The organism is Alteromonas sp. MB-3u-76, from assembly GCF_002831605.1.
Classification (GTDB): domain Bacteria; phylum Pseudomonadota; class Gammaproteobacteria; order Enterobacterales; family Alteromonadaceae; genus Alteromonas; species Alteromonas hispanica.
Genome location: NZ_CP025115.1, coordinates 1482279 through 1501732, shown reverse-complemented (window position 1 = coordinate 1501732; position 19454 = coordinate 1482279). Strand labels below are relative to the sequence as shown.

The 19454-nt window shown below is 44.4% G+C and carries 12 protein-coding genes; 9 read left to right on the top strand and 3 right to left on the bottom strand.

Annotation, left to right across the window (positions count from 1 at the left end):
• Positions 1–53 precede the first annotated feature (53 nt).
• The 9 genes from nadK to CW735_RS06720 all read left to right on the top strand — a co-directional run bounded on the left by nadK (position 54) and on the right by CW735_RS06720 (position 14306).
• A complete protein-coding gene (nadK, locus tag CW735_RS06760) occupies positions 54–929 on the top strand; it encodes an NAD(+) kinase (RefSeq protein WP_071979378.1) in 876 nt (291 codons plus the stop codon).
• A 348-nt stretch (positions 930–1277) separates the two neighbouring features.
• Entirely contained in the window at positions 1278–1787 is a 510-nt protein-coding gene (gene dps / locus CW735_RS06755; protein WP_071979379.1) for a DNA starvation/stationary phase protection protein Dps, read from the top strand.
• 452 nt (positions 1788–2239) lie between these two features.
• Positions 2240–2584 carry a DUF805 domain-containing protein gene (locus CW735_RS06750; protein ID WP_100971403.1) on the top strand — a complete coding sequence of 115 codons (345 nt, stop codon included), beginning with the start codon at positions 2240–2242 and terminating at the stop codon, positions 2582–2584.
• Between the two features lie 257 nt (positions 2585–2841).
• Entirely contained in the window at positions 2842–4527 is a 1686-nt protein-coding gene (gene recN, locus CW735_RS06745) for a DNA repair protein RecN (RefSeq protein ID WP_100971401.1), read from the top strand.
• Between the two features lie 124 nt (positions 4528–4651).
• Positions 4652–5008, top strand: a complete 357-nt coding sequence (locus CW735_RS06740; RefSeq protein WP_071979382.1) for an outer membrane protein assembly factor BamE — start codon at positions 4652–4654, stop codon at positions 5006–5008.
• 277 nt (positions 5009–5285) lie between these two features.
• Positions 5286–5975, top strand: coding sequence for a thiopurine S-methyltransferase (gene tmpT, locus CW735_RS06735; protein ID WP_071979383.1), 690 nt, complete (start codon positions 5286–5288; stop codon positions 5973–5975).
• A gap of 776 nt (positions 5976–6751) precedes the next feature.
• A complete protein-coding gene (locus CW735_RS06730; protein ID WP_100971399.1) occupies positions 6752–10120 on the top strand; it encodes a glycoside hydrolase family 16 protein in 3369 nt (1122 codons plus the stop codon).
• Positions 10121–10132: 12 nt separating this feature from the next.
• Positions 10133–12880 carry a TonB-dependent receptor gene (locus CW735_RS06725; RefSeq protein WP_157812653.1) on the top strand — a complete coding sequence of 916 codons (2748 nt, stop codon included), beginning with the start codon at positions 10133–10135 and terminating at the stop codon, positions 12878–12880.
• Between the two features lie 124 nt (positions 12881–13004).
• Positions 13005–14306: a glycoside hydrolase family 2 TIM barrel-domain containing protein gene (locus CW735_RS06720; protein ID WP_100971395.1), complete on the top strand. Its 1302-nt coding sequence runs from the start codon at positions 13005–13007 to the stop codon at positions 14304–14306.
• Positions 14307–14400: 94 nt separating this feature from the next.
• Here CW735_RS06720 and CW735_RS06715 read toward each other — a convergent pair whose 3' ends face one another.
• From CW735_RS06715 to CW735_RS06705, 3 genes are all read right to left on the bottom strand, one after another.
• On the bottom strand, positions 14401–15789 hold the full coding sequence (locus tag CW735_RS06715) for an MATE family efflux transporter (protein ID WP_100971393.1): 1389 nt from the start codon (positions 15787–15789) through the stop codon (positions 14401–14403).
• Positions 15790–16035: 246 nt separating this feature from the next.
• Positions 16036–17499 carry a cell division protein ZapE gene (gene zapE / locus CW735_RS06710; RefSeq protein WP_232368422.1) on the bottom strand — a complete coding sequence of 488 codons (1464 nt, stop codon included), beginning with the start codon at positions 17497–17499 and terminating at the stop codon, positions 16036–16038.
• A 239-nt stretch (positions 17500–17738) separates the two neighbouring features.
• Positions 17739–19025, bottom strand: a complete 1287-nt coding sequence (locus tag CW735_RS06705; protein ID WP_100971391.1) for a DUF445 domain-containing protein — start codon at positions 19023–19025, stop codon at positions 17739–17741.
• Positions 19026–19454: the final 429 nt, after the last annotated feature.

Sequence of the window (19454 nt, the reverse complement as noted above, 5' to 3'; positions counted from 1 at the left end):
AAACACTTGTGCTAATGTCCGAATCATTGGAAATGAGAGGACATTAGCGTTCCATGCCCTACCAAACCGTTGCTTTAATTGGAAAACCTCAACACGAGGCCACTCACGATAGTCTTAACCTTCTTGCCGAATACTTTCTCGCCAAAGGATGCAAACTATTGGTTGAGGAAAGTATTGCTAATGAACTCGAAACAGACGACCTAAAAAGCTGCGATCTTGTTGTCATTGGCAAAGAGGCAGACCTTGCAGTTGTTGTTGGTGGCGACGGCAGCATGCTGGGCGCTGCGCGAGTACTGGCTCGATTCGATATTCATGTAGTGGGTGTTAATAGAGGCAACTTAGGCTTTCTAACCGATATTCATCCCGACGATATTATTCAGCAGCTTGACCATATCTTTAACGGTGAATGTTTTGTTGAAGAACGTTTTCTTTTAGAGGTGGGCGTTTACCGTCATGAAAAACTCAAAAGTAACAGCGCGGCCGTAAATGAGGTTGTGCTGCATCATGGCAAAGTAGCTCACATGATGGAATTTGAAATATACATAGACGAACAGTTTGTTTTTAGCCAACGAAGTGACGGACTTATTGTGGCTACGCCCACTGGCTCTACCGCCTACTCCCTCTCTGCCGGCGGCCCCATTATTATGCCAAAACTGGATGCGCTCACATTAGTACCTATGTTCCCTCACACACTTAGCAGCCGTCCAATAGTGGTTGATGCAGACAGTCAGGTTTCAATGAAGGTGTCAAAAGTTAACAGTGATTCTTTGCAAGTAAGCTGTGATAGCCACATTGTTTTACCCGTATTACCCGGCGACGAAATTAGAATAAATAAGAGTGCAGACAAACTGCATTTAGTCCATCCTAAAGGCTACAGCTACTTTAATGTGTTACGCCAGAAATTAGGATGGGGCAGCAAGCTGTACTAGCATTTTGCTGTGTTCCAAACTCATCGATCTCTGTTCCAAGCATTTAGCCAGACGTGTGTAATCATGCATGAAATGTAAAGAATACTGCATTTTTTACACACTTCTGCATCTTTTTCCCACATGTATGACATTGAAAAATAAAGAAAAATTAACCTTTCTCAAAATCCTCAATTATATTAGCAACTTATAATTTTCGCACATAACGGCATACCCGTTGCAACACCTTAGGCAAGCTAGGATTTCTCGATGTGTCGACAGCATTGAGTAATAACACTTTCATCAGTAAAGCGTTATTAATTAAAGTCGACCGAGGCCTAATTACTAAAGCGATAATAAGGAGTTATTATTATGAGTAACAACGATATTAAATTTACTGCACCAGGTATGGACAACGAGTCTGCAGCAACAACAATTAAAACGTTGGACCAGCGTTTAGTAGCGCTTCTAGATTTACAGTTAACCCTGAAACATATTCATTGGAATGTAGTGGGTCCAAACTTTATTGGTGTGCATGAAATGCTAGATCCGCAGGTGGATGCTGTTCGCGAAATGACCGACACCATTGCTGAACGTATTGCCACACTAGGCGGAGTACCAAAAGGTACACCAAAAGCCATAGTAGACGGTCGCTCATGGAATGATTACGATTTAGGCAAGGGCTTGGTAACCGATCACCTTAAAGCACTTGATAAGGTATATGATGGCGTAAATGGAGACCATCGCAGCGCAATTGAAACACTCGGTGATCTAGACCCCGTGTCGGAGGACATGATTACCGGCCAACTCGCTGAACTAGAGCAGTTCCAGTGGTTTGTGCGCGCCCACCTTGAGTCAGGCAGCGGCGAACTAGCGCAATAATCTTTAGCGCAGTGATCTAGCGAAGTAACCTAGCGCAATAAAAGTCTATTGCAATCGACTTAGAAAGAAGGCCATCTCGGCCTTCTTTTTTATGTTCGCTTTTTTTCCTCATTATAGAGATAACTTCAATTTTCTTCTCGATTCTCACTCCACTCCATTTCTAGTGCTCTTTAAGAAGCCTATGAGCATTTTAAAATCTTTAGAGTGACCGAAACATAAAAACCTAGTACGCTACTTATGAAAGTAGTTGTTATGGTCATGGATGACGATGATTTAGTTATCAAAATCCTCCCTCGACACGAAAATACCTACAAGTAATTGTTGTTTACATCCGGTATAAGGATGTACAAAAACAAAAATAAAAAAGTGCTCGAGTACAGACCATCGATTGGTCTTGGTCATTTCGAGCAAAACCATCGAAGTTACAAATCATTTCAAAGGAATTCTACATTATGGAATATTTCACTAAAGCGCTTAAACATTATGCAGACTTTACAGGACGCGCAAGGCGCACCGAATACTGGATGTTTTTCTTGTTCTACATTATTTTTTACGTAGTTTGTGCAACAATTTCCTATGCTCTTGGTTCTGAAGCCCTCACTGCAATTTTCTCACTAGCTTTACTTATACCCTCGCTGAGTGTTGGTGCTAGACGACTTCATGACACAGGGCGCACTGGTTGGTGGCAGTTACTTAACCTTATCCCGATCATTGGGACAATTGTTTTAATAATCTTTTTCGCACAAGATAGCTCTGAAGATAATAAGTACGGACCCAACCCTAAAGCCGCTGTATAGCCTTACCAGTATGGCTAGGCACGCATCTAAAAAAACGCATAACAATTTTCTTTATGCGTTTTTTTAGCAATCCATTACTGTCGTTAGCTTTTTTCATTAACAACGCCCCCTAAACAAAGCGCTCCCAACGAATTTTATTCAAACCTTATTCAGCAAATCGACAGATTACATTCGACTGTACTTTACATCTCAAAAATACTGTATATATTTACAAGTACTGTATATATCATCATGTTCAACTTTATTAGAGTGTGGTTATGTTAGCGAATCTTTCGATATCAAATTTTGCTGTTGTAAAACAACTTTCAGTTCATTTTGAAAATGGTCTTACCGCTGTGACGGGTGAGACTGGGGCGGGTAAGTCTATTGCCATCGATGCATTAAGCTTATGCCTAGGTGAACGAGCAGACGCAAACGCAGTTAGAAAAGGTTCTGCTAAAGCTGAAATAGTGGCACATTTTTCACTGGTTGATAATGCCAGTGCAAAGGCATTTTTAGATGAACACGAGCTCACCTCAGACGAGGATGACAGCAGTTGTTTTGTGCGCCGCGTTATATCAAAGGAAGGTCGCTCTAAGGCATTTATCAATGGTACTCCAGTATCGTTACAGCAGCTTAAAGGTCTAGGGCAAACGCTACTTTCAATTCATGGGCAAAATACCCACCTGCAATTGTTAAAAGAAGATTATCAGCGCCAACTTATAGATAGTTACGCCAGCCATAATCAGTCGCTCGATGATGTAAAAACCGCCTACACAACGTGGAAAAACAAGCAAAGAACACTAGATGAGTTGCGCGCGAAAGCACAGCAGCGTGAAGACCGTCTACAGCTTTTAACTTACCAGGTGCAAGAACTTGACGAATTTGCAATTGAAAATGGTGAGTTTGAAGAGCTAGAAGTAGAGCATAAACGACTTAGCAACGGTCAAAGCCTGTTAGAGCAGGCTCAAACAAGCGTTTACAACCTGTACGAGAATGATGAAGGCAATGCACTTAGTGTTATTCAAGGGAGTATAGAAAGGTTAGCGGAGCTTGAAGCCCATGATGCCAGCTTGACACCAATTATAGCGCTTTTAAATGAAGCCTCTATTCAAGTGGAGGAGGCAGCGAGCGAGCTGCGTGGATATTGCGATCAGCTAGAAATTGACCCACTGCGTTTGCAGCAAGTGGAAGCGCGGTATTCAAAAGCAATGGAGTTAGCTCGCAAACACGCAGTAATGCCTGAAGCGTTAGCTCAGCATCACCAAACACTTTCCGCAGAGTATGCTTCACTAGGTGAGCAGGAAAGCTTGCTTGAAACTCTAGAGCAAGACGTTGAAGATGCAAGACAGCACTACCTTACTACCACCAAAGGCTTATCAGAAAGCCGTGCTAAAGCAGCTAAAGCCTTCGCGGGAGATATAGAATCGCAAATACAACAAATGAATATGCCCCATGCAAAGGTGTGCATTGACATCCGTTACGACGAACTAAAAAAACCTGCGCCATCAGGGTTAGACACTATTGAATTCAAAGTATCTACCAATCCGGGACAAGATGCTGACGTGCTAGAAAAAGTAGTGTCTGGCGGTGAATTGTCGAGAATTGGCCTGGCAATTCAAGTTATCGCAAGTGATAGTCATGCCACGCCTACTATGATCTTCGATGAGGTAGATACGGGAATAAGTGGCCCTACAGCGTCTATTGTTGGTGCACTGCTTCGCAAACTGGGTAAGCAATCACAAGTTATGTGTGTAACCCACTTACCGCAAGTAGCGGCGCAGGCACATAATCAGCTTTTTGTGACTAAGATCACCGATGGCGAAAGCACAGAAACTCAAATGATTCCGCTTACCAAACAAGACCGTATTGACGAACTAGCAAGATTGCTGGCTGGCGACAAAGTAACCAAGTCTGCGTTGGCGAACGCAAAAGAGCTGCTTAAAAGCGCAACATCGAACTAAAATGCAGTTGATTGGTCATAGCTGTCAATGTAGCATGCCTTCGCGCTTGCAATAAAACAGCTGAGGCTTCCTAATTTTGGAAGCCTTTAGGCACTAACAAAGGCAATACTGGACTTATATACGCATGAAGTTGCACCATCTTATAGTTATTCTCGGCATTACATTTACGACTACGGCCTGCTCAAACTGGATTTTTAGAATCGACGTTCCCCAAGGTAACTTTCTGGATCAGCGAGACGTAGAAAAGTTGCGTATTAATATGACGAAAGAGCAAGTAATTTATGTTCTTGGTAATCCTGTTGTTCAAGACTCTTTCGATAACGACACTTGGTATTATGTATATGATATGAAGCGTGGAATGAAGGATCGCGGCGACGATTTCCAACGTCAAATGATCATAAAATTTGAAGATAACAAAGTCGCATCTGTTGAAGGTGACTTTGAGCTTTCAGAAGATTTTAACACCCCGCTAGACGAGTAGATTTATAGAGTCTAGATAATTAAGCTGGGTATCGACTTTCCTGTAGTCATAATTCTGTTTTTCAGTGTGTTTCAATGGCAGGTTATCTCGCTAGTCATTGGGAATAATGATGTTGTACAGTTAAAGAATGAACGTCTGAGCATAGGTATATGGTCTGCGCTAAGTTTGCGCTTATTGGAAGACTGGGCTTTTAAAGCATTTGTAAAAGCGTTTAGCCAACGTTTTTTAGCGAAGCAGTATTATTGATTACTCGCGCTTTTCGAAATGGAGTACAAAAATGGAGCATAGCTTCTGGCATAGTAAGTGGAATAAAAATGAAATCGGATTTCATGAACCCGAAGGAAACGCCCTTCTTGTCAAATATAGCCATGTCCTGCTTAATGTAAAAAGCGATACGATTGAAAGTGAAGCTTTAGTTAACGAAAGCGCCTCTTCGGAGAAAACGCAAAAACGTATTTTTGTTCCTTTATGTGGAAAAACAAAAGATATTGCTTGGTTGCTCTCTAAAGGCTGCGAAGTGGTTGGTGCTGAATTAAGCGAAATTGCTATTACGCAACTCTTCGAAGACCTTAATTTAACTCCAACTATTAAGTCATCTCCCAAAGGCAAGGTTTACTCAGCAAATCACATCACTATTTTTGTTGGTGATATTTTTAAGTTAACTCCTGAAGATATTGGTGAAGTTACTGGCGTGTACGACAGAGCTGCTCTCGTCGCCCTACCCGATGGTCTTCGCGAGCGTTACGCTGAGCATATGGTATCGTTAACTCGCTGCGCGCCTCAGCTTTTAATCACATTCGACTATCAACAAAGCGAGTTACAGGGCCCTCCATTTTGCGTTAGCCAAAGCATGGTTGAGAACATGTATAAAGAGCACTATGCTATCTCATTGCTTGAACGCTCTAATTTAGAAGGTGGACTTAAGAAAAAGGTAAAAGCAGATAATTTAGTATTTACACTTTCATAGTAAAAACCTTCGATGCAGCTTGCCAATCAGCTGTATACGTAAACTCACATACGTCGAAGTTTTCTCCCCACATATTTGCTGGCACAGTGATGGGAGCGTTAAATAACAGCCTAGTAATAGGTGACTGAGGTAGGGAAAACAAGAGAGGAAAAACAAGAGACCAAGTAAGTCACACGCAGCCCTAACCCCACCAACTGTTAACAACCTGTTACCATCCAACCACAAATTCATCCGTATTTGATATCTGTATTTTATCTCTGTAATTCATAGCAGCTCCCGAATACATCCCCTTTACTCGGGGATTTAGCAAGTGCCAAGCCATTCCCTTAAGCAGCTTCAATTTGTAAACAAATTGTAATAAAGGATAATTTGCACAATTCCTACTTTGCACTAGTATCAAAACCAGACAACTTCGTTAGTGTATTTTTATTTAAAAATCAGTACTAGGTGTTTCTGAGAGAGTAAATGCACTCAGGATGTCGCGAAAAGGACCTTCAGTCAGGCAACACGGTATTTAATTTAGCAACACTGGTGTAGTGAAAACTGCATTGCTATCTGGTATCGACTTTGTAAAAGCCCTGACAAACGCATCAGTTAAAAGAAAAAAATAAAGATAAGTACACACGTTGGTTGTTTTTCAATGGCTTCTTTCACTTCCAAAATGAAAGAGCTGAATTGCGTATTTTTAAGTGCTCGACCTATTCACTACTTGCACTTCGAAACCAGCGCAAACACTCAAAACTAATACACACTACGTTAATTGAGAGTAATGCCGCATGACCATAAAACGAAACTGGCTTAGCATAGCACTCGCTGCGGGCGCAACTGTTGCAATAGGCGGATGCCAAAACGACGATGAAGCGATTGGCGGAACCTTAGAAAATCCTCCTCCACCAACATCAGCGAATTATGAACTAATTTGGTCTGATGAATTCGATGGCAGCACGCTAGATACCTCCAAATGGGAAGTACAAGTGGGCGATGGCTCGTCCGAGGGACTGCCGCCTGGCTGGGGAAACAATGAACAGCAGTACTACACCGCAGATAATATAAGCGTAGAAGATGGTTTCTTGGTTATTGAGGCTAGAGTGGGTGATTCGCCAGACCCGAATTTTGCTTTCACCTCAGGCCGTCTGCGCACACAGGGAATATTAGATTTTACGTATGGTCGAATTGAAGCCCGTATTCAAGTTCCAGAAGGGTTAGGCTTATGGCCAGCGTTTTGGACACTAGGAAGCGATCCTTCTCCTTTTGGTGAGTGGGCCGCTAAAGGCGAAATAGACATCATGGAGTCTTTCGGACAAGCAACTCCGTTCATAGCAGGAACCGTGCATTATGGTCAACGTTTCCCCCTAAATGAAAGCGCTACCAAAACTTATGAAATAGATCCAACCGATGGCTTTCACGACTACGCAGTCGAGTGGGACTCTCAGCGAATTCGCTGGTTTGTAGACGGGGTTCATTATTTTACGGTGAGCCGCGATACCTACTGGAACTATTATTTCAAAAACCAAAGTGAAGGCTTCGTAGTTGGGGAAGAAGACGCACCGTTCAACGAAAATCAGCATTTGCTCCTCAATCTTGCTGTAGGCGGCGACCCAGCGGGCATGCCAAACCCTAACGATACCGATGTATTCCCTGGTCAAATGCTGGTGGATTATGTTCGGGTTTATCAATGCCCACTTGCTCCGGTTAACGACGGTTTGGGCTGCGAAAACAGTATTGACCAAGTCGACCCCTTTATCATTACCCAAGGCGGAGACGGTACCCCACCACCGCAAAATGTGGAGATAAACAGCTTTACCCTATACAACAATGGACCGGGAGTTCTATTTGCAGATAGCAATAGCGAACGTCCACTGGGTATTGGCGTATTTGACAATGATGGAGCGTTAACAGTAACTGAAGTCGATTCTGGCGACACGGAGCGCGGCACGGTTATTGAAATCAACACTTCAGGTGGTGGTAACATTCAAATTAACGACCCCGAGGGGAACACGTTTGAGCTATTTGGCGTTGGTCGCGCAGACAACAATGAATTCTATGGCGGCGAATTGACGTTTGATGTGTTTATTGACAGTGCATCCACCAATGCAACTATGCTGCAAGTTGGTGTAGATAGCGGGTTCCCTAACGTGGGCTTTATACAAATTCCACTGACAGATTTACCTCAAGACGAGTGGACATCAGTGTCACTTGCTCTCAGTGATGTTATTCAAAGCAATATTGGTGCTTTTGGTGGCGGTCCTCTGAATATTGAAGAGGTGCTCAACCTTATAATACTTGAACCTGTTGGCGGTGCTGCCCGCATACAGTTCGACAATATAAACCTTCTTTGCGGTGCTCCAGCCTCTCGTCCTTGCGGCATAGTGAGTATTACCACCGTTCCACAAAATGTGTTTATCGATAGCGTTGACCCGCTTTGGGACTTTGGTATTGGTGCGGCAGACAGCGGTTCAGGCTTTGCCACTTACACCGACGGCAGTAATCCAGATGGCGTTAATAAAATTGAATGGGAAGTAGTAACGTCTGACGACGCAGCTCGCGATCAAGTTATCGATATCACCTTCAACGGCGACGGCGAAAGTGGTGTATGGTTTATCGCCACCGAGCCCGTTAACCTTTCTGGTTATAATAACGGCGCCGTGGTTTTTGACCTTTTCGTTTCCGACTTCGGCAGCGATACAAATACCGTAACCATGCAAGTAGACTGTGTATTCCCCTGTACAAGTGGCCCACAAGATTTAGGGCGACCTGCAGACGGTGAATGGCAGGAAATTGAAATTCCTTTAAGTCAGCTGATAAGCAGTGGCTTGAACACCGCTAATGTTAGCTCTGGCCTTGTGCTTGCAGTAACAGACGTTAATGCCACAACCTCGCTCACTGTAGATAACATACGCTGGGAGCCCACGACTGAGATTGTGGAGGAGGAAGTGCTGCCACTTGGTTTCTTTGCTGACTTTGAAGGAGTTAACCCGGCAGCCACTGCACTTGGTGGAAATTGGCAAAGCTTTGGAACGGTATTCGATGCCAATGGCGGCTTCATTTATAACTACGGCCAACCTTTCCCGACACCGCTTAACAGCAATAGTTTTGCCAATATAGCCACGGGGTTAGGCGGTGACGAACAAGGCTCGCAGCAACTCGTTATATTTAACGACTACAACAATCAAGATCACGGAAACGGTCTGTTGATAGAGGCTGCAACCTTCCAGCAAGTAACGCTTACAGCTGACGACTCTGGTATCTATACGTTTAGCTTTGATGCCCGAGTTCCCGATGAAGGCGCGATTACTGAACCCACAATAGCCACTGCATATGTGCAAACTCTAGACCCTTCAAACGGCTTTGCCACGACGGCGAGAGTTGAAATCGATTTATCGATGATTTCGAGCACAGAATGGCAGACCTACTCTGTTGACTTCAATATCGACGGCGAAGCTATGGCTGGACAATTACTAGAATTTGGCTTTACCACTCGCACTACAGGTTTTGCCCCCTCTGCCATAGTGGTAGATAACGTCGACTTCAACCTAGCCGAAGGCGGCATTAGCTATAACACTGATTTTGAAAGTGGCGACGCAAGCGCCGATGCCATAGGTGATAACTGGCTAAGCTTCGCTGCGGTGTTTGGTGCAGATGGAAACTTTGCCTACAGCTACGGTCCGTTCCCTGCGCCTAACAACACCGGTGGGTTTACCAGTTACGCCACAGGTGAGGCAGGTGAAAGCCAAGGCTCTCAGTACCTAAATGTATTTAGCGACTATAACAACGGCGACCATGCTGGCGGACTTACAATTGAGGCTGCAAGCTTTCAAGAGCGCATATTCTCTGCTGCTGATGCAGGTAACTATACGTTCTCTTTTGATGCCAAAGCGCCCTTTGAAGGCGGAATAGCACCACCTACAACGGCGTATGCCTATATTCGTGTACTCGACCCTAATAATGGTTTTGCCTCTACCGTCGACATTCGCGTTGATTTAAGCGAAGTCAGTAACAGCGAGTGGTCTCGATACACTGTTGAAGCGGTGCTTGAGCAAAACTTAGATGGTCAAATACTTCAGTTTGGATTCTCTAACTCGGCCACGGACTATAACCCCAGCGGCATTTTCTACGACAACCTAGTTTTCGCAAGGGCTGAATAGAGGGACATGAATATGAAATTATTTACTAAAGCTTTATTCAATGCGGAGCAAGGCGCTATGTTGCAAACCAAGACCAGTTTTAAATCCTTGTGCAAGTTTCTGTATATTCCCGTGTTCGCATCTTTGGTAAGCGGTTCGTTAGCGGCGCAAGAGGCCGACGATAAGACGAAAGAAAAAGATGCCGACGTTGAACGTATAATAGTAACTGTGGAACGTCGAACTCAAGATTTACAAGACTTAGCGGGTACCGCCTTTGCGTTTTCGGGAGAAGACTTAAAGTCTCAGGGTATTCAGGATATTACTGATATTTCCGAATCTATTCCTGGGCTGGAAATAGGTAATAACCAAGGCAACGTGGAAGTTTGGATCCGAGGCATTGGTAGTTCAAATAATACAGAGCTTGGCGACCCCGCAGCCGCAACCCATTTAGACGGTGTGTACATTCCCCGTCCATCTGGGATAGGTTCGGCGTTTTTTGATATCTCAAGGGTAGAGGTTAATGTTGGCCCCCAGGGTACATTGCGCGGGCGAAACGCAACTGCGGGCTCGGTGAATATTATTCCATGGCGGCCCGCTATTGGTCAGTGGAATGGTAGCGCCGAGATAGAGTTTGGTAATTACAACCAACGTGCTATTACTGGCGCTTTGAATATACCGGCCACTGACAAACTCGCATTTCGTATTGCCGGCACTAAAATCGATCATGACTCATATTATAATGATGTTGGTCCGTTAGACTTAGAGCTTGCCGAAGCTGCTGATAATCTTGGCTTACGCTTCCAAGCGCTCTACGAACCGACTAACGATTTGAGTATTTATTTATCTTATGACTTTGCTCGCGAACAAGGTACTGGTTATACCGGAACTAATTACGCTCTGCCTCTGGGGTTAGGTATAGATCCAGATGATATTGAAGATCCTCGTGACGTGGTAGGTAGGGGCTTTACGCCAGTGCAAGATACCATTCACGACGGCTTTAAAATTGAAGTCACATGGGACTTGGGAGACGCGTTACTGGAATACAACGGTAGCTATCGCGATTTAATTTACGATTATCAAGCCGCTACCCCACTCTCTCCCGATTTTCCGGGCGTTTTTGAGGCATTGGATCCTCTCGAACAAGCATTAGACGATTTCTCACGCTTTCAGTTTTTGACTGACTCTGAGTCTATCATTCACGAATTGCGTTTGTTATCCGACGATGACGCGAGCCGTCTAACCTACACTGCCGGTGTATTCTTGTTCGACGAACGTCAGCAAACGTTTCTAGCGTCTGCTGGCGATAGAGGAGGTTTTTTCCAAGGGGCAGAGTTTAACCAACCTAACACAGATACCGACTCTTTCTCTGTTTATGCCGATGCCACGTACGAGTTCAGTGCAGATACTCGTTTCACAATAGGCTTGCGATACACCGAAGACACCAAAACCCGTCAGGGCGTGAATGCACGTTATGCATTTGCGCTAGGCGGTTTTGACGTCAACACGGGCAATCCGTTTGGCTGCTGTATGGGTGCCAGAGTTGGTACTGAAGGATTCGCATTTGCAGGGTTTGGACGTTCTATTTATGATCCCGACCAAGATGGTGATGGTTCAGTTTCTGACGACGAGTTCTTAAGCTTTTACTTTGATGGTATTGCTCAGTTTGGTGAACGCGATACGCTAGACGATATTTTCGCAAATGGCATCACTCCAGGTGGCGCAGATGTACGTCCAGCCTGCTCAGACAGCGACGTTACTGACAACTTGATTTGTAATCAGGACGGTACCCATTCGTTTGCCGTTCCCATTTCGCCTAATAACTCTATTACCGTGCAAGATGGCCGCATAGATAATAGCTTTGTCGACTGGCGTTTGCGCTTAGAACACGATTTAAATAATGACCAGCTTGTTTATGGCCTTATTGCTACCGGTCATAAATCGGGTGGTTTTAACGATACGTTCAGCGATCCAACAACAGGACTGACACTAGCTCCCACCTATCAGGAAGAAAGCGTTACGTTGTTTGAGTTTGGCTCTAAAAATGAATTCGATTGGGGAGATGTACCCACTACATTCAATTTCTCTGCGTTTTACAACGACTACCGAGACCAAGTATTCACCAACTTGCTGTCTGTAGAGCAAGCGCTTGAATTTAACTCTGGTGCGCCCGTTGACCCACTCGACGCTACGCCTGGAGCTTTGGTTGTGTCATTTAGTTTTAACGCTGCAGACTCTGCCATTTACGGCATGCAGTTCGATGGCAAATTTGAACTGCCTTACGACATTAATCTTAGTTGGACAGCCCTATGGCTTGAAGCTGAGATTGAAGACAGCCAAGATATTCAAGACTCACGATTCCAAGCTGACGTGGCACCAGATGAAGCCGTTTTTCAATCTATTGATGGAAATAGACTTCCTCGTACCCCTCGCTACCAGCTTAACGCAAGCTTAAGTCAAATATTCGATATTAGCTCGGGCACCATTGATTACGTGATATCCGCTGGCTGGCGTGATGAGCAGTTCTTAACCATTTTTAACAGTATAGATTATCAAAACCCTGATAACCCTCGTCGCCGACTTGACGATAGCGTAGATGCTTATTGGACAGTCGACGCCGGGCTTGGATATACCCATGGCGATGGTGCACTGCGTTTTGAAGCATTTGCTAATAACCTGTTTGATGAGGTGCGCACTGCGGCCACTATCATTACTCAGTTTGATAACACTCGCTTCTTTACGCGCCCAAGAACCTTTGGTGTCCGTATGCGCTATACTTATTAAAAGGTATCCATAACAAGATCCCCACGCGATACCCTTAGATATTATTAAAAGGGTATCGCAACTGGTATCGCAATTTTCTGCTCGACGCCTTTGCAACAAACTTAAATTTTCAAGGAGTGACGTAGTGGCAACACATCGTAAGAAAAAATCGTTTTTATTGTTAGCCTGCTTACTTTTCCTCTCACCAGTCCTATTTGCTAAACCCATTCATGTAGAAGTAATTAAAACCCAAGACGACGGTTTTGTGCTTATGCGCGGAGATAAGCCTTACACAGTTAGAGGTGCTGGCGTAGACGGCGCTGATTTAAAAACACTGGCTGCTCATGGTGCAAATTCAATTCGTACCTGGTCTGTTGATGGTGGTGTCTACCCTGCCTCAGTCCTGTTAGATAAAGCCCATGAGCTTGGTATGACGGTCTCATTAGGTATCGACTTCGCGCGTGAGCGACATGGTTTTGATTACAACGATCCCGTCGCTGTTGCTGAACAACTAGAGCGAGTAAAAGCTCAGGTAATTAAACATAAAGACCACCCTGCACTTCTCACTTGGTTTATTGGCAACGAGCTCAACTTTGATTTTACCAATCCGAAGGTTTACGACGCGGTTAATCAAGTTGCCGAAATGATAAAGCAGTTAGATCCCCATCATCCAACCACAACCACCTTGGCAGGTTTCGATGAAGATGCTATGGATGCCATCACACAACGTGCTCCCGCGTTAGATTTCATCAGCTTTCAGCTTTATGCAGACGTGGTTAACTTGCCTAAATATGTAAAGTCTTATGGGTATGAAGGACCCTACATGATTACAGAATGGGGCGCGGTAGGACACTGGGAGGTATATAAAACAAAATGGGACGCACCGGTTGAAACAACAAGCTCTGAGAAAGCGAGCAATTACGCTAAAAGTTACCTGAAAGCCATTCAGCCAGAAGCAAAACAAGTTATAGGTAACTACGTTTTTTTGTGGGGTCAAAAGCAAGAGCGAACAGGTACTTGGTACGGTATGTTTTTAGATTCTGGGGAGCGCACTGAAGCCGTTGATGTTATGCACTACATCTGGACTGGACAATGGCCGGCCAATAGAACCCCTCGCGTTAGCCCAATAGGCCTAGACGGTAAAGTTGCCTTCGACAATATTTATCTTTTTATGGGTGACGAGTATGAGGCAACATTGAACGCCGTAGACCCAGATAATGATAAATTAAGCTTTAAGTGGGAAATACGACAAGAGTCTACCGCCACCGAAGTAGGAGGTGATAAAGAAGAGATCCCTGAACTGGTGGAGGGCTTGATAGAAGATGCCTCAGTTCAGAAAATTAAGTTTAAGGCCCCCAACACATCCGGAGCTTACCGTCTCTATGCCTATGTGTATGATGGAAACGGAAATGCGGCACACGCGAATATTCCGTTTTTTGTAAAGTAGGTGGTACTATTTTTCACTTAGTGTAGAGGCCGAAGAAATCTTACCATCGAGAATGAACTAATCTAAGTTGGCACCTTGGTGATGTGATAATTACCTAAGTGTAGTCAGCCTCATCACAGTGCCGGCCCTCTTTTAGATCGCAATCTTCTCGCTTGGCCTTGTTAAGCCAATAAAAAGTATAAGAGACGATGGCAATTCCGGCGAGAATATTAGATGCACAAATGGCATAAAACACCCATTCATAGTCGAAAAACAATGACGCGAGAAAGCTTAGAGGTATATATAAAAGTCCGCCTCTAACGATATAATGCATCAGTCCAGTTAGTGGCTTACCTAACGCGTTAAATGTTGCTGAAGAGACGATTACCGCGCCATAACCGCACAAACTGATTATTACCGCATACAAATACCCATTGGCGATATTTGCCACCTCGTTATCTGAAGCAAGTGCTTGGGTAAATGTATCTGCAAAAAACGCGGTGATAGTAGCGACTATTAATGCCCAGAGCACAGAAAAAACATAGCAATACGCCACTGCCGAAATTACTCGCTGCTTTTTATTCGCCCCCCAATTTTGCCCAACAATTGGACCAATAGCCGCGGAAAGTGACAACATCGGAATACTTGCAAAAGACTCAATTCTGGTGGCAACACCAAATGCCGCAACAACTTCTTGAGAATAGGCTGCCATTATTCCCGTTACCACACCAATCGACATTGGATTAACAATACTTCCTGTGGCAGCAGGTACCGCAATTTTAAGAATGCTTTTCACCGATTGGATAAAGTCTGAAAACGCAGGAACGGTTTTAGTCAACATTTTAGTCTGAAAGCCTACCAAATATAGCGCTAAGACAAAGGTGAATACTCGAGCAATCAAGGTACCGAGTGCTGCTCCTTCTATACTCATAGCTGGAATAGGACCATAGCCAAAAATAAATACCGGCGTAAGAACAATATTTACAACCGCAGAACAGACCATAATGAAACCGGGCCAACGCGCGTTGCCGACTGAACGCAAAATAGCATTGGCGACCATAGGGATAACTAAAAAGGGCATCGAGATATACCAAATCTGCATATAGCGTCGAATAAGGTCTAGTGTTTTTCCTTGTGCGCCAAGCAGGCTAAACAGTGGATCTATAGTGAAATATCCGATTGTGCTTAAAAGCGCCACTATCGTGCATGACAATAATAAGCTATCGACGGAATAACGCCTCGCTGATTGCTTATCGCCTGAGCCGTATGTTCGGCTGACCAAAGAAGCCGTTCCTGCACCAAGTCCACTTGAAAGGCTAGCAATAGTCATAGTGACTGGAAAAGTAAAAGTGAGCGCCGCAAGCTCAGTTGTGCCAAGCTTACCGACAAAGTAAGTATCTACTAGGGCAATGGAGAACACAGCAGCTATGCCAAGCATCATCGGAAAAGCTTGAGAGAATAGAATTGGAATTAATTTGCCAGAAGTGAGATTCGAATCAGACATTACGCTCGCGCAAAATAATAACTACGGCAAACAATTCGCATTAGCTCAGTTGGGCAATAGGTAGTCTTATCTTAGTCTTGATAGAAGGTTAAAGTTCAAGCTATCAGTCCTGACTCCTTCTTTCATACGGACGCGCAAATTCTAATAAACCTGGGATTGAATTAGTTCAACGTCAGCTACGAGCTTTGAGTCCAATTGCTAAGTGCAACTCTATCCTGATGTAGAGAGAAACGTTGCCATAAATCATCATTGCCGCCCCCATTTCTTTCCACCCATTTCTACCAACCGAGACGCGGCTCTTCGAAAGGAAAAGGCGAGATCGTTGGCAGACGAAAATTGTGCCAGTGACACGCCAATTCGTCCCGTCGCCGACCACTCATAATATTTCCCCTCTTTGGTGCGAATCATGGTGGTCGCAAAGGAACTCGAGTTTCCTCCCTTATCATTAACAATCAATTCTTCATCTCCGTCGCTACTTTCGACTTGCGCTTCAAAATCAACAAACAATTCGTCGAGCGGGACTTGTGCCGCCAGTACCAAGCGAGTACGAGACTCATAACACGCGTCAATGAGGGTCACGAAACGTCGCGCTTCGTTGAGGTGATTGGCGTCCAGTTGGGGGACGCCTTCCATGATGATGACCGGAAATCGGCGGCATAGGGAAATATAATCGGCCGCTCCGAGCGGTTGGTAGCACAACTCGGAAAAGTCAAACCAGGCGCACCGGTCATTCAACCGGGCAACCTGGACGGTGCGGCCAAAGTGGACGGGAATGAACTCGGCTTCAGTTCCGGTTGCAGTGCCACCAAAAATTTCTTCCAACTGAGCCTGCAGTTCCCTATTAATACTATTATCGCCAAGAATTTCTTTGCCTGACCAAAAATAGGATTGACCATCCGCTCGACTTTCGAGTCGATAATCCTTCTGGGAGTCCTCCATGGAGATAATGTCGAACGTGTCTTTCGGCATGTCGATGAATGGTAAAAAAAGAGAGCGGTTTATACCTCCCTCGTACAAGGCATCGGGGGAGCGATTCGAGGTGGCCACCACAACGACATTGCAATCCAATAATAACAAAAACAGTCGTTTCAAAATCATGGCATCGGCGACGTCTGTCACTTGAAATTCATCGAAACAGAGGAGTTGGGCTTCTTGTGCCAATTGTTGTGCAATGATGGGAATCGCATCACCTCGTGGATGCTTCTCTTTGTAGACAAAGATTCTATGATGGACATCTAGCATAAATTCATGAAAGTGGACGCGGCGTTTGGTAATTTTTGCTTGCTTGTGACTGTCATTATTACAGCCAGAATCATCATCAGGAACATTAACCAACGAGTAAAAGAGATCCATTAGAAAACTCTTTCCGACCCCGACCGGCCCATGAATATATATGCCTCGCGGTGGTGGACCAATAGACCACAAATTGAACTTCTTTCGAAAAAAAGACTGGGCGGATGTTAAGGATCGCGCCAGTGACAGAGGCCCGCTACTTGTAAAGCGACTCGCTGTCTGATCGTCAGTGCTTATGGGTACTGGTGGCATCGAGGTAAGAGACTCGTGCAGGGCATCGAATTTTGCCGCCAGAGCGACCTGCGCGTCATCTCGTCGCACCTCCCCCGCGTCCACCTTGAGTTCATACGCCGCTGTCACTGGGCCTATCGAGGAGCACCGCCAAGCGACACGAGGTTGTGCTATCGTCGTGTTCATCATCGTCTTCGTCTTCATCATGGAACTGATGAGTTTATTAACATGATGGATGTTACGTTAGATCTCTGTATAGGTATCAAATGAATTTGTATAAACCTACAACTACAGCGCCAAAGCAATTAGGTACTCTGAGTTAATAAAGCCAGGCTGCACCGGCTTAGCGTTTTGTTGTTTTGTCGTTAGCTTTCAAAGCGGCGTTTAAAACAAGCTAGCCAAATTCAGCGATAGTCAGAGACCTCTTAAAGACCAATTAACACTTCGATGCCATACAATGCTGCGCCAATGCAACCACCGACAATTGTGCCGTTGATGCGCACTTTTTGAAGATCTCTTCCAATATTAAGCTCTACTTGCTCGGCCATATCTTTTTCATTCCAGGTGTTAATCGTGTCTCTTATGTGTGCGGTTAAAAATTGAGCGAGCTCAGGTGCCATATATTTTGCAGCTTCACCAATATGCTTGTTAAATGCTTTAGACAGCTCACTATCGCCTCGCAAGGAACTGCCTAAATCCTGCAGAAGACCAGACACTTTTTGTTCTGCTCTCCCCTCTTTCTCTTCTAGCGAGCGCAGTAACCATTCGCTAAAACGTTGCCATGATGAATGTAAATACCCTTTCAACGCAGGGTCATCAATGATCTTTTCTTTGAAGCCGTTAACCTTTTGCTCCATGTCATCACTATGCTGCAAATCGTGCAGAAATTCGTTCACTTGCTCGTCGAAAGCCAGTCGAATGGGGTGAGATTGATCTTGGTAAATGTCTTCTAAAATAGACGAAACCGCCTTAACAGCAATAAGTGCCCCCTGCTCACTTAACCAACTAGATGGCAATATTTTCTCTACTCTGCTGTACTCAGTTTTTAGCCAAACAATTAACGTATCGGCAATATATTCTTGGGTATCGGGCTGACTGAGTAGCCCAGCTAATTTCCCAAGTAATCTGTCGAGTACTACTTGGTGCTGTCCTTCTTTAGTAACGGCATTCAACGAAGTAGCAATTAACTGATTTAACTCTAAGCTTCTTACCCCTTTTTCAGCGGTTCTTGAAATGAAGTCTTTTACGGGTTTGTCGTCTAACACCTTCAACATACCGCTGAGTGCATCACACAAAAAGCGGCTTAATTCCTGCGCATTTTGTGGCGACTCAAGCCATCTGCCAGCGCCTTTAGCGGGGTCGCTTTCACTGATTAGTTTTTCAATTGCCATAGGGTTAAAGAATTTTTCTTTCACGAATTCCGAGAGATTATTGGCAATTGCGCTTTTGTTACTGGCTACAATGTTAGTATGAGGAATGGGATACGCTGAGGGAATAGGTTTAAACAGAGCAGTTACTGCAAACCAATCTGCTAAACCGCCCACCAAAGCCGCTTCACTGGCCATTTTTATAAGTTCCAGCCACCAACTCGAGGAAACCTGAGGGCTGTACTTTTGTGTGAGAACAGTAATAACAAAAATAGCAGCTGCTATCATCAAGCATGCCAGAGCCTGTCTTTTCGCTCTTTGCAACTGTAGGTGCTTATCCAGCATGCATTTTCCTTTTTCGACTTAGTGGCATTAAATGTAGCATCTTATCTTTGCACACATGATTTTCTTCAGTTCGTACTAATAGTGAGTAAATAAAGAGCTGCAAATATCGCGCCCATTGAAAATAGGTAGAATAAAGGATGAGTCATTGCCCCATAACGCAATGCCCCAAAGCGATATGCATAATTTAGTACTACTTCTCTCCTGTCTTCCACACAACTGACTCGCGATTAATTAAACGCCATAAATAGCAAGAAACTTAACAAATTGGCGCTTTTAACAATTTTGTCACCAAACCTGCCACAAAAACGCATTAAAAATGCATTAAAAATCGTAAGCCATTGATTTTAAACACTTAAACCATTTGGCACAGTACGTGATAAGCCTAAACATAGAATGAGTTTAAATCCTAAATTAGTGATGCTGGAAACT